This window comes from Trichloromonas sp. (genome assembly GCF_041583255.1).
In the GTDB taxonomy this organism is placed as follows: Bacteria; Desulfobacterota; Desulfuromonadia; order Desulfuromonadales; family Trichloromonadaceae; genus Trichloromonas.
This window is the reverse complement of record NZ_JBFHGD010000089.1, coordinates 1-12,741: the sequence shown is the minus strand read 5'-3', so window position 1 is coordinate 12,741 and position 12,741 is coordinate 1. Positions and strand designations below refer to the sequence as shown.

Sequence of the window (12,741 nt, the reverse complement as noted above, 5' to 3'; positions counted from 1 at the left end):
GCGGTGGGGTCCTTGATCAGCCCTTCATGGGCCTTCTTCGCGTCGGTGGCTTTCGGATCGCCGGCGTGGCAGAATTCGCAGGAGGCGCGGCCGTGGATGCGGTCGTTGACGAAGTGCTGGCCGACGTGGAGCCCTTGGGCGACGGTTTCAGCTGAAACGTCGTGGCCGTAGCCATCCTTGGTGTCCGAAACGACTGACCGCAGGTAGTCGAGCTGACCGTGGCAGACCAGGCACTGGGAGATGTTTTGGGCATTGGCGTAGGATTTCGGTTGCACACTTTTGGGGGCCGCGCTGGGAGCGGCACTGGCCAGTACCGTCGCTGGCAGGGCGAGCGTTACAAACAGCAGGGTAGCTGTGGCCAGTAAAAATGTTTTGTACATGTGAAGCCTCCATGGTTGTTGTGTTGTCATCCTTTGGGGTGAGAAATCGTTTCTTTCGTTGCCGCTTATGCATTCCTCCTTTCAGGTCGAGCGGTCGATGGGCGGCATGGTCTGCCATGCCGGATGTGGGGTGCTGAAGATCGGGGCTGCTGGATCGCAGAGATTCACAAGCAAGCCCAGCGCTGCCAGCAGGACAAAGAGAAAGACAAGGCTCAGCAGGCCCCATAGCAGGGATTCGGTGATATCATTCCGGATGGTCGAACGTCGGTGAAGTTTCTTCATTGTCAGTGTGCCCATTTGAATGGCGCGGTTGTTTTGTGGAGTGGCGGCAAGCTTACGGCAAAACGAACGTTCGGTCACCGTATAGCAATGAGTGTGCCCGTCGATGCCAGAGACCGAACGGTCGTTCTATCTGTTTGTAGTTGTTGGAAAATATTATTGGACGGATGTCACGCTAAGCTTGTGACCTCTGGGGGGGGCGTTATCTGGCGGTCTGACTCAGCGAAAAGACCGAATGGTCGTTCTGTGGCGCTGTGGCTTTTTGGGCTTTTCAGGTTGCTTTGGGCGGGGATAAGTAGAAGATGGTTTGGCGTATTGAGGGTGCGACTAGCGGGCAATGCCGCGCCAGCCGCAATCAAAGACGGTATCCAGAATGGTCGGCAATGGCTCGGTAACGATTCCGTCCAAGCGCAGATGGATCATGCGGAACATGGCGCCAAACAGGCAGGTTGTCGCCAGGGTGATTTCCATCGGCTGTATCTCGTTGTTGTCAATGCCGAACTTTACCGCTTTGCGCATCATCGAAAGTGGTTTGGACGAGCAGACGGGCAGGGCTGACGGCATGAATTCCCGGTGCTTGGAATAAAGCATGAACTCCATGGCCTCCGGGTTTTCCTCCGTCATGATAAAGAGATGGCTCATGATGGCCCGGCAGCAGTCGCGGGCTGTTTTGCATTCAACCGTGAGTTGATCAATGGCCTTGGTTTCCTGCTCGAGGAGGTCGTTATAGATGGCCTTGGCGATCGATTCTTTGCTGTCGAAATGATGGTAGATGGCACCGATACTGATGCCAGCTGCGCGCCGTATATCGTGCACCGAGGTGTTGAAGTAGCCGTTTGTGGTAAAGAGGTGCAGGGCTGTTTTGAGGATGGTGTTGCACATGTCTTCAGGACTGTTTTTTTGTTTCTTTTCGGTCATGGCAGCTTTCGGTATAAGTATTTTAGATTATTTTTTGCGACGAAACACGTCGGTTTTGAGGTTGGAGACCCGGTCGAGAAAGAGCTGGCCGTCGAGGTGGTCGAGCTCGTGCTGGATGGCGACGGCCTCGAAGCCGCTGGCGCGGATGACCCGGTCGCTGCCGTCGCGGTCGAGAAACTGCACCAGAATGTTCTCTGCCCGGGTGACGTTGCCGGTGTAGTCGGGGACGCTCATGCACCCCTCGCGCATGGTTTCTTCCCCGTCCTTTTCGAGAATCTCGGGGTTTACCATCACCAGCAGGCCGTGGTTGTTGTCGCGGCCGAGTTTGCTTTTGGACACATCGACCACCACCGCCCGCCGGGGCGCGCCGATCTGCGGGGCGGCCACGCCGACCGAGTGGCCGGAGTCCACCATGGTGTCGATCAGATCCTGCAGCAGGGCATCGACCTCGGCGTCGAGCGTTGCGATCGGTGCGCAGACGGTTTTCAGCAGCGGGTCGGGGTAGAGCAGGATTTCTTTGACGGCCATGAATCAGAGCTCCACCGGGGTGATGGAGCGGACCGAGATGTCGACCTGCATCTCCCCCTTGAGGCGGTTCATGATGACCTTCAGCTCCTCCTCGGACAATTCCGGCGGCAGCACCGCCTCGAGCATCATGACGTAGACCGGGCGGGTCTCGCTGCCGATCAGCTTGGTGTTGAGGTCGGTGATGTTGACCTTGCGGTCGCCGAGTTCCTTGGCCACCTGGTAGACGATCCCCGGCTTGTCGGCGCCATAGACCGAGATCAGGCAGATATCCCCTTCGAACTGCGGGCGTTTTTCGCCTTCGGGTTTGAGGGTGCGCACGAATACCGACAGCCCGCTCTCCTCGAGGGGGACGAAGGCTTCGCCGAAATCGCTTTTCTCCTTGATGGCCGGATTGGAGATGATCAGGATCATGGCGAACTGGCCGCCGAGGATCGAGCAGCTCGAATCGGCGATGTTGCAGCCGAGTTTGTACAGGATTTCGGTGACCTGCGAGACGATACCGGAGCGGTCGCGGCCGATGATGGTGAGAGCGAAATGGGTCATGGCGTCTCCATAAGCTGAGAAGGCGTTGCGGGCGGATGCTTGCCCGTCGATCTGTTTTCTTCTATCATGATTGCTCGGAAAATTCCAGTCGCGAAGGGAACCGTCGTGGACGAATCATCACTTATCGAAGAGAAGGACCTGGTTTTCACCTTTTTCAAGTCCTCCGGACCGGGCGGGCAGAAGAAGAACAAGACCGAATCCTCGGTCCGGCTTCAGCACCTGCCCACCGGCATTACCGTGACGGCGACCGAGTCCCGTTCCCAGTCGGTCAACAAGCGCACCGCCCTGGCCAGGCTGAGGGAGCGGCTGTTGGCCCTGCGTCAGCGGCGCAAGAAGCGGGTCGCTACGCGTCCCACCCGGGCCTCTGGCGAACGGCGGATCGAGGCCAAGAAACGGCAGGGGTCGATCAAAAAAGATCGGGGCAAGGTCGACTATTAAAATGTCCCTTTCGGCAGAATTTGGCGCAGCGCATCGACAATGTCGTCGGCCAGCCCGGCGGACGGCGGCAGCAGTTGCTCGTCGCCCGGCCGGTATTTGCCGGTTTTCACCAGAACCCCCTGCAGCCCGGCGGCGATGGCGCCGGCGATGTCGCTGCGGGCGTCGTCGCCGATCATGCCCACCTGCTGCGGCCGGCAGCCGAGAGTGGCGACCGCCGCGTGAAAGAATCCAGGCGACGGTTTGCCGAGCACGACGGCCTCGGTTTCGGCGGCATATTCGAGGGCGCTGAGAAAGGGCCCGGTGTCCAGCTTCAATCCATCCTTCCCCTGGAAATAGCGGGTTTTTCCGGTCGCCAGCAGCGGCGCTCCTTCCTTCAGCAGGCGGAATGCTTCATTCATGGCGGCATAGGTAAAGCCATCTTCGGCGTAACCGACCACCACCGCGTTCGGGTCGTGCCGGGGCAGGTCGGCGAAGTCATCCTGCAGGTCGGGGTGAATCAGCAGGTACGGACGCAGCCGGTGGCTTTCCAGGTAAGAGCGCACCGCCAGCGGGGCGGTCAGCAGCAGCTCCTTCGGAATGGTGAAGCCCATCGCCTCCAGCTGTCGATGCAGTATGGCGCGGCTCTTGCGCGAGGTGTTGGTGACGAAGCGCAGGGCAAGCCCTTGCCGCTGCAGTTTGGCTACGGCGTTTTTGGCACCGGGAAGCGCTTCGTCGCCGACGTGCAGGGTGCCGCTGAGATCGAGCAATATTCCTTTGATCATAAATCCTCCTGACGACCACCGGAGATGCTTGCAGGTCGAACGTGTTGGTTCGCATCGCCAGGAAAAAGAGGAAGGGATAGTGGAAAGGGGCTTCATGCAGGCTACCCATTGCCGAGCCTGTAAGCCGTAAACCCGGTTGCAATCTCGGCCAGGTGCTGCCGGTCGGATTCCGGCAGAGTTGACAAGCCGTCCCGGTGGCCAAGTTCACTTTCAAGTATATCTTCAGTCGCAGTTTTTTTCTTGATGAGTTCGTGGTCTCCGGAACGTGAAAAGAGGATTAAACGGTCAGGTTGTCGAAGATAACCAGGCAGACCAGGGTGGTCATGTAAAGGATTAATCCTTTCGAGCGCTGTTGTGCTGAGTGCTTACCGGTCGATCGGGCGGCGCATAACAGAAGTCCGAAGCTGAGCCCAAGACACAGGATTTGGGCCGCAGGCGCGCGCAGGGTGCCAAAGGCCGGCAGCTGCAGAGTGGCGATGGCCAGCCCCAGCAGCCAGGCCTGGTTGAGCCGGTTCAGGCGGGCGGCAGAGAGGCTCTTGAACAGCGAGGCGAAAGGGCCGCCGGCGCTGTCGCCTGGATGGCGGGCAGACAGCGCCCAGGTGTGGGGTACCTGCCAGAGCAGAAAGAGGGCGGCCAGGCCGATGATGCGGTGATCGGTCGGGTCGCCGCCGGCGGCGCACCAGCCCATCAGCGGCGGCAGGGCGCCACAGAGGGCGCCGAAAAGCAGGGCGAAGGGGGTACGTTTCTTCAGGCCGGTGTAAAGTCCATTATACAGCAGCAGAGCGCCCACCCCCCAGCCTGCGATTGGATGTTCGAGTCGGCCCAGCAGCAGCAGGGCAGCGGCGATCAGCGCCCCGGCTATGGCCAGGGCGCTGCCGGGTTCAAGCCGTCCGGCCGGGAGCGGCCGCCGGCGGGTGCGTTCCATCAGGGCGTCCTCGGCGCGCTCCTGCACCTGGTTGAGGGCGGAACAGCCGGCGGCCAGCAGGAGAATCGCGGTCGTCAGCAGGGCCGCCTGCAAGGAAACCGGGTGCCCTGGAAAGGCCAGGTAGCCGGCCAGGGCGGAAACCGCCACCATGGCCGACATGGGAAGGCGCAGCAGCGCGGTGAGGATCGTCGGTTCGGGGCGAGCTTCGGGGGCCCGGATGCCGATATCACGATCCGCGCATTTCATTGCAGCTCCTCCAGGTATTCGACGATCTTTTCCAGTTCTTCAGCGGTAAGCCAATTGTAGGCCGGCATCACCGGGGGGTAGCCCTGGGTCAGCTCGGCCTGCGGGTCTACGATGGCCCGCTTGAGATATTCCCTGTCAATGATCAGACTGTGCTCCTGGCCATTGCGGGTCACCTTCACCTGGCGGCCGAAAATCCCCAGCAGGGTCGGCCCGACCATTTTAGACCCGTCCAGGCTGTGACAGCCGGTGCAGCCGTAGGTTGCCAGCTGCTGCCGTCCATTTTCCTGTTCTTCCTTCGTCTCGTATTTGCGCTGATACCAGTCGTCAAAGTCCGCTTCCGGCCGGGCTTCGATAGTGGTGATCATGGCCGCATGGGCGACCCCGCAGTATTCGGCGCAGAAGGCGTCGTAAGAGCCGGGCTCGGTGGCCACGAACCATTCGTAGGTGTGCATGCCGGGGACGGCATCGCGTTTGATGCGGAAAGCCGGGATGAAGAAGTTGTGCAGCACGTCTTCGGAGGTGATGTCGAGGCGGATCGCCCGGCCGACCGGCACCACCAGGATGTCGCTGACGCGGCCGTTGGGGTAGGTAAAGCTCCACGACCATTTGCGGCCGGAAACCTTGACGTCCATGGCCCCTTCCGGAACGTTGCGCAGGGTGGTGTAGCCCTGCCAGCCGTACCAGAACATGCTCAGCACGATCAGGGTCGGGATGATCGTCCAGGCGGTTTCGAGCCAGAGGTTCGAGCGGGGGCTCGCCTGCGGCTGCGGCTGGCGGGTGCGGTGGTATCTGACCACGAACCAGACCATGGTGGCGGTGATGGCCAGCAGCAGCACCACGGAAATGCCGAAGATGTAGAGGAAGACCTGGTCGACCGCTTCGGTTGTGGTTGTCATGGCAGGGTTCACGAATCACCTCAGCGGTACAGTACGTCGAGAAAGGTCATGCCGATAAAGAGGGCCAGGGTCAGCAGGGCCAGCAGCAGAAAGAGCTTGAAGAGCAGACGTTCGTATTTCAGGTGCATGAAAAAGAAGATCACCAGCGCCGATTTGAGCGAGGCGATGCCGAGAGCGGCCCAGATGTTCAGCGCGCCGAGATGAACCCTTGACACCGCCACGGTGACGGCGGTCAGCACCAGCAGCAGGGCCCAGACAACGATGAAGGTGCGGTAGCTGACGATGGCATGGGGGTGTTCGCTCATCGGCTCTCCTAAAGCAGCAGGTAGTAAAGGGGGAAGATGAAGATCCAGACCAGATCGACCAGGTGCCAGTAGAGGCCCGAATTCTCCAGTATGACGAACTCGTCCTGGTGGATCGACCCTTTGGCGGTCATCACCGCCACCACCGCCAGGATGACGGCGCCGATCAGCACGTGCAGCCCGTGCAGCCCGAGGGTGATGTAGTAGAGTCCGAAGAAGACGATCTCCCCCTGGGCGCGCTGTTCGAGAATCGGCGAGCCGGGGTAGATGCCGTGACCGATCTCGGTCGACCACTCGAGATACTTGTTGATCAGAAACAGGATGCCGCTCGCCACGCCCCCCCAGAGCAGGCCCTGGGCCAGCCTGGTGCTGCCGTGGCGGATGGCGCTCACCGACAGGGCGACCAGCAGGCTGCCGGTGAGCAGGATCACCGTGTTGGCCGCCCCCAGGGTGAAGTTCAGCTGACCGGCCGCCGCCGCGAATTCGAGCGGATAGCGGTGCAGGTAGACGGCGTAGAGGACGAACAGTCCGCCGAACAGCAGCACCTCGGTGTAGAGAAAGAGCCACATGCCGAGCTTGGCGCCGGTGTAGTCCTTGTGCGGGGCCGGGTGTCCGCTGTCACTCATGGGGCGTTCCCCCTTGCTCGTAGTCGTAGGGGCCGTGCTCGATCACCGGGATGCTGGCGAAATTCTCCGCCGGCGGCGGCGAGGCCAGGGTCCACTCAAGGGTCAGCCCCCCCCAGGGGTTCGGACCGGCGGGCCGGCCGTTGCGGGCGCCGCGCAGCAGGTTGACGAACATCAGCAGCAGGCCGGCGGCGAGAATCCACGAGCCGATCGTGGAGATCAGGTTGAGGTCGGCGTACTCGGGGAGGTAGTCGTAATAGCGGCGCGGCATCCCGCGCAGGCCGAGGATCATCATCGAAAAATAGAGGATGTTGATGCCGGCGAACATGATCCCCCAGGCGACGGTGGCGACCCGCTTGTTGTACATGCGGCCGCAGATCTTGGGGAACCAGTAGTGCAGTCCGCCGAAGAAGGCGAAGCCGGTGCCGCCGAACATGACGTAATGAAAGTGGCCGACCACAAAGGCGGTGTCGTGGACATGCACATCGGTGGCCGCGGCGCCGAGGATCAGCCCGGTCAGGCCGCCGATGCAGAAGAGAAAGATGAAGGAGAGGGCGAACAGCATCGGCGGGTCGAGGGAGATCGAGCCCTTGTAAAGGGTGGCCACCCAGTTGAAGACCTTGATCGCCGAGGGGATGGCGACGATGAAGGTGAGCAGCGAAAAGATCAGCACCGCGGTGTCGCTCATGCCGCTGACGAACATGTGGTGCCCCCAGACCAGCGAGCCGGCGGCGGCGATGCCGATGCTGGAGAAGGCGATGGCCCAGTAGCCGAAAACCGGCTTGCGGGCGAAGACCGGGATGATTTCGGTGACGATCCCCATCGCCGGCAGGATCATGATGTAGACCGCCGGGTGCGAGTAGATCCAGAACAGGTGCTGGAACATGATCGGGTCGCCGCCGCTGGCGGGGTCGAACAGGCCGGCGCCGAGCAGGCGTTCGAGAATCAGCAGCACCAGGGTGATGGCGAGCATCGGGGTGGCAAGGATCTGCACCCAGGCGGTGGCGTAGAGGGACCAGACGAAGAGCGTCAGCCGTCCCCAGCGACCCCCGGGGGCGCGCAGCCGGTGCACCGTGGTGACGAAGTTGATGCCGGTTAAAATCGACGAAAAGCCGAGGATGAAGACGCCGAAGACCGCCATCGGCACGTTGGTGGTGGTTTCGGCGCTGAAGGGGACGTAGAAGGTCCAGCCGGTATCGGGCGGCCCGCCGCCGGTAAAGAGGGAGGCCAGGATGATCAGCGCGGCGATCATGTAGAGCCACCAGGAAAAGAGGTTGAGGCGGGGGAAGGAAACGTCGTTGGCGCCGATGTGGATCGGCAGGAAGATGTTGCCGAAGATGGCGGGGATGCCGGGGATGATGAAGAGGAAAATCATGATCACGCCATGCACGGTGAACAGGGCGTTGTAGGTCTGGGCCGAAACGATGGTTTCGCCGGGGGCGATCAGTTCAAGCCGGATGATGATGCCGAGGGCCGCCCCGACCAGGAAGAAGCTGAGCACGGCGAACAGGTAGAGCAGGCCGATGCGCTTGTGGTCGGTGGAGAAGATCCAGCCTAAAAGGCCGGGGTATTTGCCCCCTTCGGCCAGGAATCCCCGCGAACCGGCGGTTGCTGTCATTTGCTGAGTCATGCGCTGTTACCCCTGGCGGCGCTTGCGGCCGGTGACGATGAGAAAGGTCAGAAAGACCGCGGCGGTCATGATGGTGACCGTGGCGGCGACCCGCAGCAGGTTGAAGACGTAGGTTTTTTTCTGCGGGTCGTAGCTGAAGCAGAAGGTCGCCATTTTACGGATGGTGGCGCCGATGCGCCCTTCGGAGGCCTCGACCAGGGCGAGGTTCAGGTCCATCGGCACAAAGCTGGTGCCGTGCAGGTAGCGGACGATGGTGCCGTCGCCGGAGACCACGAAGATGGCCACCGGGTGGATGAAATCCTGCCCCTGCCGCTGAAAGTGGTATCCCGCCGCCTCGGTGAGACTCAGGATGTTGTGCAGATCACCGGTCAGAAAGCGCCAGGCGCCCTCGGGATAGCCGCTGCCCATGGCGGCAAAGTAGTTGCGTTTGCTGCTTTCGGCCAGTTGCGGGGTTTCGGTCTCGTCGAAGCTGATCGAGAGGACGCGGTATTGCTCCAGCGGCTTCAGTTTCAGTTTCGGCAGCACCCGGGCCAGCCCCCCCTGGAGAAAATTGCAGACGTTCGGGCATTTGTAGTAGACCGGGGCGATGATGGTCGGGCCGGTGACCAGCTCCCGCAGGCTGACGCGCTCTCCCTGCGCATCGACAAAAGAAAGGTCGAGGGGGATCTTCTGCCCCAGCCGTTCGTCGAGGCTCACCTTGGCAGGGGCGCTTTCGCCGGCCGGGGGGTGTTGGTGCTGGTGCAGGGCGGCATCGGGCGGGTCGGAAGCGAACGCGTCGGCACAAAGGCCGACGGTCATGCCGGCCAGGCAGATCGCCGCCAGCAGGAGAGCGCGTGCCGCCAGCAGGTAAGAATACATCACAGGCTCCGGATGATAGTGGACGGCAGAGCGCCGCCGGATAAGAAAACTAGCTGAAATGATACCAGTTATTGAACATAATGCAATGGGAGCCGATGTTTCCTCAACGCAGCTCGGCATTGCAGAGCCCCGGTTCTTCTGCTAGCATGTTTCGAGTTATCAAGGAGAAGAGAATGGACGAACTGAATCAACGTATCGATGAGCTGGAGATCCGCTATACCCACCAGGAGCAGGTCATCGATGAGCTCAACGGGGTAGTCGCCGAGTGTAACCTGCGGATCGCCCGCCTGGAAAGGGACGTCAACAGCTACCGCGAAATGCTCCAGTCGCTGGCTCCCGGCCTCCCCGAATCCCCCGACGAATGAGGCACCCATGAAGGCAGAAACCCGCCGCATATGGCTTGAAGCCGGGATCATTTTCTCGCTCGGAGTGGTGCTGGGTCTTTCCTTCAATACCCAGCTGGTGATGGATGCCTTCTCCGGCCGGGTGACCACCGCCGTGCGCTCTGTCGAGCCGGTCGCCAGGCCGGACGGGCCGGTGGCGCCGATGGCGTTTCCCGTCCCGGTGATCCTTAACGAAGTGCGCGAGTTGCTGCAGTCCGGGGCCGTTGCGGTCGATGCGCGGGCACTTGAACTCTACGCCGACAGCCACATCGCCGCCGCCGTCTCACTGCCCCTCGGCGAGGTGGAAGAGCTGCTGCCGGAATTCAAGCTCGGGGTGCCTCCGGAAACCACCCTGATTGCCTATTGCAGCGGCTTCGGCTGCCCCGATTCCTTCGACCTCGGCCTGCGTCTGCTCGAAGAAGGCTATGTCGATGTCCGCGTCTACGAGGGCGGTCTGCCCGAGTGGCGGGACGCCGGGCTGCCGATTGAAAAGGGGGCCCCGTGAGCCGCGCCGGATATTATCTCTACCACATCTGCCGGCTGGTGCTCGGCGGCCTGTTCCTCTATGCCGGCGCCGTCAAGGCCAACAACGTGGTCGTCTTTGCCCGCGATGTGGCCAATTACCAGCTGCTCCCCTACGCCTGGAACTACCTGGTGGCCGCCACGCTCCCGTACGTGGAGGCGGTGGCCGCCCTGCTGCTGATCTTCAACCGCAAGGTGCGGCCGTCGGCCCTGCTGCTGGCCCTGTTGACCTTCGCATTCATGGTGGCGCTGACGACGGTGGTGGCGCGCGGCATGGATATCGACTGCGGCTGTTTCAATCCCGGGCAGGGGCATACCTCGGCCTCCATGGCCCTGCTGCGCGACGTGGGGATCCTGCTGCTGGCCCTGCTGACCCTGCGGCTGCGCAGCCGCATGCTTTCCTGATCGATGGATCTTCTGCTGCTGAATCCGCCCGCGGCCAAACCCGGCGAGCCGCCGCTGGGGCTGGCTGTGCTGCTCGGCTACCTGCGCGCTCGCGGCCTGCGGGCCGACGCCATCGACGCCAACCTCGCCGCCTGTCTGTACCTGCTCGATGAAGAGCGCCTGCGCCAGGCCGCCGGGCCGGCCCCGTCGACGGCGCTGCGCCGGGCGCTCAGCCATGCCGCCCGCTCGCTGCATTTTCTCCGTTCGCCGCCCGCCGCCCAAAGCTTCCCTCGTTACCAGACCGCCGTTCACCATCTTAACCGGGCGCTCGAGGTCTATAGCGGCGTTGCTGCAGACGAACGCCTGACCCTTGGCGACTATACCCACAACGGTCTTTCCGAGTTTGTGCCGGCCGACCTCGAACGGGTGACGCGGGGGGAGGCCGGAACCCTGTTCGACAGTTATTTTCACGAGCGGTTGCTGCCGCAGATACGCGAGAAATCACCGAAGCTGGTGTCGATTTCGATCAACTTCCGGCACCAGGTCCTGCCGGCCTTCGCCCTGGCCGGCCTGCTGCGCCGTCAATGTCCGGAACTGACCCTGGTCGCCGGGGGAGGGATGCTGAGTTCCTGGCGGTCGACGCTCAAGGCCCAGGATCTGCGTTTTTCGGCATTTTCCCATGTGGTTTTCGGTCCCGGTGAAGCCGTGCTGGCAGCACTGGCCCAAGACACCAAGCCCGCGGACTATTTTCTCGAAGACCCCAGCATGGTCGGCTTCGAACCCGATTTCAGCTTTGCCGCCCCGGGCGATTACCTGTCGCCGCGGCCGATCCTGCCGGTGAGCGCCTCGCGCGGATGCTACTGGCGCCGGTGCCTCTTCTGTCCCGAAGCGGCCTCGCCGACCCACCCCTATGCCGGCAGTGCGCCGGGCACTTTTACCAACATGCTGACGGCCCTGTCCGAGCGTTATGGCGTGCGCCATTTTCACCTGACCGACAATGCGGTGCCGATCCATGCGCTGCGGGAGCTGGCGGCGCGGCAGGAGGGTCTTTCGCCGATCAGCTGGCACGGATTTGTCCGCTTCGAGCGGGACCTGCTCGATCCCGACTTTGTTTCCGGCCTGGCCGCCGGCGGCTGCCGGATGCTTCAGTTGGGGCTGGAAAGCGGCTCGCAGCGGGTCCTCGACCGCCTGCAGAAAGGAACCTGTCTGGACGAGGTGGCGCGGATGCTGGACAACCTGCGCCAGGCCGGCATTGCGACCTACGTCTACATCATGCTCGGCACCCCGGGCGAGACCTTGGATGATGCGGAGTTGACCCTGCAGTTTCTCGAACAGCATGCCGAGGCGATTGATTTTCTTAACATGGCGATCATGAACCTGCCGCGCGAGTCGGAACTGCTCGCCGATCCGTCGGCAACCGGCATCGACGCCTCGGCGCTGCTTAACGACGACGCCCCGCTGGGGCTGTACCGCTCCTTCATGCCGACCTCCGGCTGGGGGCGCGGCGAGGCCCGCCAGTTTCTGCAGCAGCGCCTGCTCGGCTCGCCGGTAATCCGCGCGATCGTCAACCGCACCCCGCCGTACTTCACTTCGAACCATGCCTTTCTCTTTTCCCGTTGACGGCGTTTGTGGTATGGTTCGGCAGAATTCAGCACCGTAGAAAAAAAGACCTTGGCCACAGAGGCACAGAGACTCAGAGTTTTTATAAGAATGGCTGTTCAGGAAATAATTCTATCTGTTTCATCTGCTGGTGAATCCTGTCTCCTCCCAATCAAAACTCAATGAACTTCTCTGTGTTTCCGTGTCTCTGTGGCGATAACCACTGTATATAAGGTTGCTACATGGAAGACTGGCAGAAAAGCCTGCAGGCGAGCATCACCACGCCGGAACAACTGGCCGAACATTTCCCCGTCGACGTTGCGGCCCTGTCCGTTGTCTGCGATCGCTACCCGATGCGGATCACGCCCCATTATTTCGGCCTTATCCGTGAGCCGGGCGACCCGATCTGGCGCCAGTGCGTGCCCGATGTTCTGGAGCTGGCCGATTTGGAGCAGCCCGAAGATCCCCTGGCCGAGGAGAGCCTGTCGCCTGTCCCCGCGGTGGTGCATCGCTACCCTGATCGCGC

General features: G+C 62.0%; 17 protein-coding genes and 1 pseudogene. 6 read left to right on the top strand and 12 right to left on the bottom strand.

All coding sequences use genetic code 11. The features are described from left to right. From ABYV89_RS08900 to ABYV89_RS08880, 5 genes are all read right to left on the bottom strand, one after another. Nucleotides 1-380 (bottom strand): hypothetical protein (locus ABYV89_RS08900; protein WP_432822599.1); only part of this gene is annotated, 380 nt, incomplete at its 3' end. A gap of 81 nt (nucleotides 381-461) precedes the next feature. Then, nucleotides 462-740, bottom strand: a complete 279-nt coding sequence (locus tag ABYV89_RS08895; protein WP_432822598.1) for a hypothetical protein — start codon at nucleotides 738-740, stop codon at nucleotides 462-464. A gap of 246 nt (nucleotides 741-986) precedes the next feature. Further along, on the bottom strand, nucleotides 987-1,577 hold the full coding sequence (locus tag ABYV89_RS08890; protein ID WP_432822597.1) for a TetR/AcrR family transcriptional regulator: 591 nt from the start codon (nucleotides 1,575-1,577) through the stop codon (nucleotides 987-989). Nucleotides 1,578-1,604: 27 nt separating this feature from the next. Continuing rightward, complete coding sequence (gene def / locus ABYV89_RS08885; RefSeq protein WP_432822596.1) at nucleotides 1,605-2,105, bottom strand: peptide deformylase; 501 nt, start codon at nucleotides 2,103-2,105, stop codon at nucleotides 1,605-1,607. 3 nt (nucleotides 2,106-2,108) lie between these two features. Next, a complete protein-coding gene (locus tag ABYV89_RS08880) occupies nucleotides 2,109-2,648 on the bottom strand; it encodes a glycine cleavage system protein R (RefSeq protein WP_432822595.1) in 540 nt (179 codons plus the stop codon). A gap of 105 nt (nucleotides 2,649-2,753) precedes the next feature. Here ABYV89_RS08880 and ABYV89_RS08875 point away from each other — a divergent pair, with 105 nt between their 5' ends. Then, complete coding sequence (locus ABYV89_RS08875; RefSeq protein ID WP_432822594.1) at nucleotides 2,754-3,086, top strand: peptide chain release factor-like protein; 333 nt, start codon at nucleotides 2,754-2,756, stop codon at nucleotides 3,084-3,086. Here ABYV89_RS08875 and ABYV89_RS08870 read toward each other — a convergent pair. The 7 genes from ABYV89_RS08870 to ABYV89_RS08840 all read right to left on the bottom strand — a co-directional run bounded on the left by ABYV89_RS08870 (nucleotide 3,083) and on the right by ABYV89_RS08840 (nucleotide 9,327). Then, a complete protein-coding gene (locus ABYV89_RS08870; protein ID WP_432822593.1) occupies nucleotides 3,083-3,847 on the bottom strand; it encodes a TIGR01458 family HAD-type hydrolase in 765 nt (254 codons plus the stop codon). The genes ABYV89_RS08875 and ABYV89_RS08870 overlap by 4 nt on opposite strands. 277 nt (nucleotides 3,848-4,124) lie before the next feature. After that, nucleotides 4,125-5,018: a UbiA family prenyltransferase gene (locus ABYV89_RS08865; protein ID WP_432822592.1), complete on the bottom strand. Its 894-nt coding sequence runs from the start codon at nucleotides 5,016-5,018 to the stop codon at nucleotides 4,125-4,127. Next, entirely contained in the window at nucleotides 5,015-5,914 is a 900-nt protein-coding gene (gene coxB, locus ABYV89_RS08860) for a cytochrome c oxidase subunit II (RefSeq protein WP_432822591.1), read from the bottom strand. The genes ABYV89_RS08865 and coxB overlap by 4 nt, the downstream gene beginning before the upstream one ends. Before the next feature lie 20 nt (nucleotides 5,915-5,934). After that, nucleotides 5,935-6,219, bottom strand: coding sequence for a cytochrome C oxidase subunit IV family protein (locus ABYV89_RS08855; RefSeq protein ID WP_432822590.1), 285 nt, complete (start codon nucleotides 6,217-6,219; stop codon nucleotides 5,935-5,937). An 8-nt stretch (nucleotides 6,220-6,227) separates the two neighbouring features. Beyond that, nucleotides 6,228-6,842 carry a cytochrome c oxidase subunit 3 family protein gene (locus ABYV89_RS08850; protein WP_432822589.1) on the bottom strand — a complete coding sequence of 205 codons (615 nt, stop codon included), beginning with the start codon at nucleotides 6,840-6,842 and terminating at the stop codon, nucleotides 6,228-6,230. After that, complete coding sequence (ctaD, locus tag ABYV89_RS08845) at nucleotides 6,835-8,457, bottom strand: cytochrome c oxidase subunit I (RefSeq protein WP_432822600.1); 1,623 nt, start codon at nucleotides 8,455-8,457, stop codon at nucleotides 6,835-6,837. Before ctaD ends, ABYV89_RS08850 begins: the two co-directional genes overlap by 8 nt. An 18-nt stretch (nucleotides 8,458-8,475) precedes the next feature. Continuing rightward, a complete protein-coding gene (locus ABYV89_RS08840; protein WP_432822588.1) occupies nucleotides 8,476-9,327 on the bottom strand; it encodes an SCO family protein in 852 nt (283 codons plus the stop codon). 173 nt (nucleotides 9,328-9,500) lie between these two features. On the opposite strand from ABYV89_RS08840, the gene ABYV89_RS08835 reads away from it, so the two are divergent. From ABYV89_RS08835 to ABYV89_RS08815, 5 genes and pseudogenes are all read left to right on the top strand, one after another. Beyond that, a complete protein-coding gene (locus ABYV89_RS08835) occupies nucleotides 9,501-9,692 on the top strand; it encodes a SlyX family protein (RefSeq protein ID WP_432822587.1) in 192 nt (63 codons plus the stop codon). Nucleotides 9,693-9,699: 7 nt separating this feature from the next. Then, a complete protein-coding gene (locus ABYV89_RS08830) occupies nucleotides 9,700-10,215 on the top strand; it encodes a rhodanese-like domain-containing protein (protein WP_432822586.1) in 516 nt (171 codons plus the stop codon). Next, the gene (locus tag ABYV89_RS08825) at nucleotides 10,212-10,637 is read left to right on the top strand and encodes a MauE/DoxX family redox-associated membrane protein (protein ID WP_432822585.1); all 426 of its coding nucleotides are present in this window, start codon (nucleotides 10,212-10,214) and stop codon (nucleotides 10,635-10,637) included. Before ABYV89_RS08830 ends, ABYV89_RS08825 begins: the two co-directional genes overlap by 4 nt. Before the next feature lie 3 nt (nucleotides 10,638-10,640). Beyond that, nucleotides 10,641-12,236: a B12-binding domain-containing radical SAM protein gene (locus tag ABYV89_RS08820; RefSeq protein WP_432822584.1), complete on the top strand. Its 1,596-nt coding sequence runs from the start codon at nucleotides 10,641-10,643 to the stop codon at nucleotides 12,234-12,236. 221 nt (nucleotides 12,237-12,457) lie between these two features. Further along, nucleotides 12,458-12,741, top strand: a pseudogene (locus tag ABYV89_RS08815) (KamA family radical SAM protein); the annotation flags it as partial.

What these genes read in the sequence shown, in the direction of transcription:
- ABYV89_RS08890 (WP_432822597.1), bottom strand. Translation starts at nt 1,577, where the DNA reads ATGACCGAAAAGAAACAAAAAAACAGTCCTGAAGACATGTGCAACACC.
- def (WP_432822596.1), bottom strand. Translation starts at nt 2,105, where the DNA reads ATGGCCGTCAAAGAAATCCTGCTCTACCCCGACCCGCTGCTGAAAACC.
- ABYV89_RS08880 (WP_432822595.1), bottom strand. Translation starts at nt 2,648, where the DNA reads ATGACCCATTTCGCTCTCACCATCATCGGCCGCGACCGCTCCGGTATC.
- ABYV89_RS08870 (WP_432822593.1), bottom strand. Translation starts at nt 3,847, where the DNA reads ATGATCAAAGGAATATTGCTCGATCTCAGCGGCACCCTGCACGTCGGC.
- ABYV89_RS08865 (WP_432822592.1), bottom strand. Translation starts at nt 5,018, where the DNA reads ATGAAATGCGCGGATCGTGATATCGGCATCCGGGCCCCCGAAGCTCGC.
- coxB (WP_432822591.1), bottom strand. Translation starts at nt 5,914, where the DNA reads ATGACAACCACAACCGAAGCGGTCGACCAGGTCTTCCTCTACATCTTC.
- ABYV89_RS08855 (WP_432822590.1), bottom strand. Translation starts at nt 6,219, where the DNA reads ATGAGCGAACACCCCCATGCCATCGTCAGCTACCGCACCTTCATCGTT.
- ABYV89_RS08850 (WP_432822589.1), bottom strand. Translation starts at nt 6,842, where the DNA reads ATGAGTGACAGCGGACACCCGGCCCCGCACAAGGACTACACCGGCGCC.
- ctaD (WP_432822600.1), bottom strand. Translation starts at nt 8,457, where the DNA reads ATGACAGCAACCGCCGGTTCGCGGGGATTCCTGGCCGAAGGGGGCAAA.
- ABYV89_RS08840 (WP_432822588.1), bottom strand. Translation starts at nt 9,327, where the DNA reads ATGTATTCTTACCTGCTGGCGGCACGCGCTCTCCTGCTGGCGGCGATC.
- ABYV89_RS08835 (WP_432822587.1), top strand. Translation starts at nt 9,501, where the DNA reads ATGGACGAACTGAATCAACGTATCGATGAGCTGGAGATCCGCTATACC.
- ABYV89_RS08830 (WP_432822586.1), top strand. Translation starts at nt 9,700, where the DNA reads ATGAAGGCAGAAACCCGCCGCATATGGCTTGAAGCCGGGATCATTTTC.
- ABYV89_RS08820 (WP_432822584.1), top strand. Translation starts at nt 10,641, where the DNA reads ATGGATCTTCTGCTGCTGAATCCGCCCGCGGCCAAACCCGGCGAGCCG.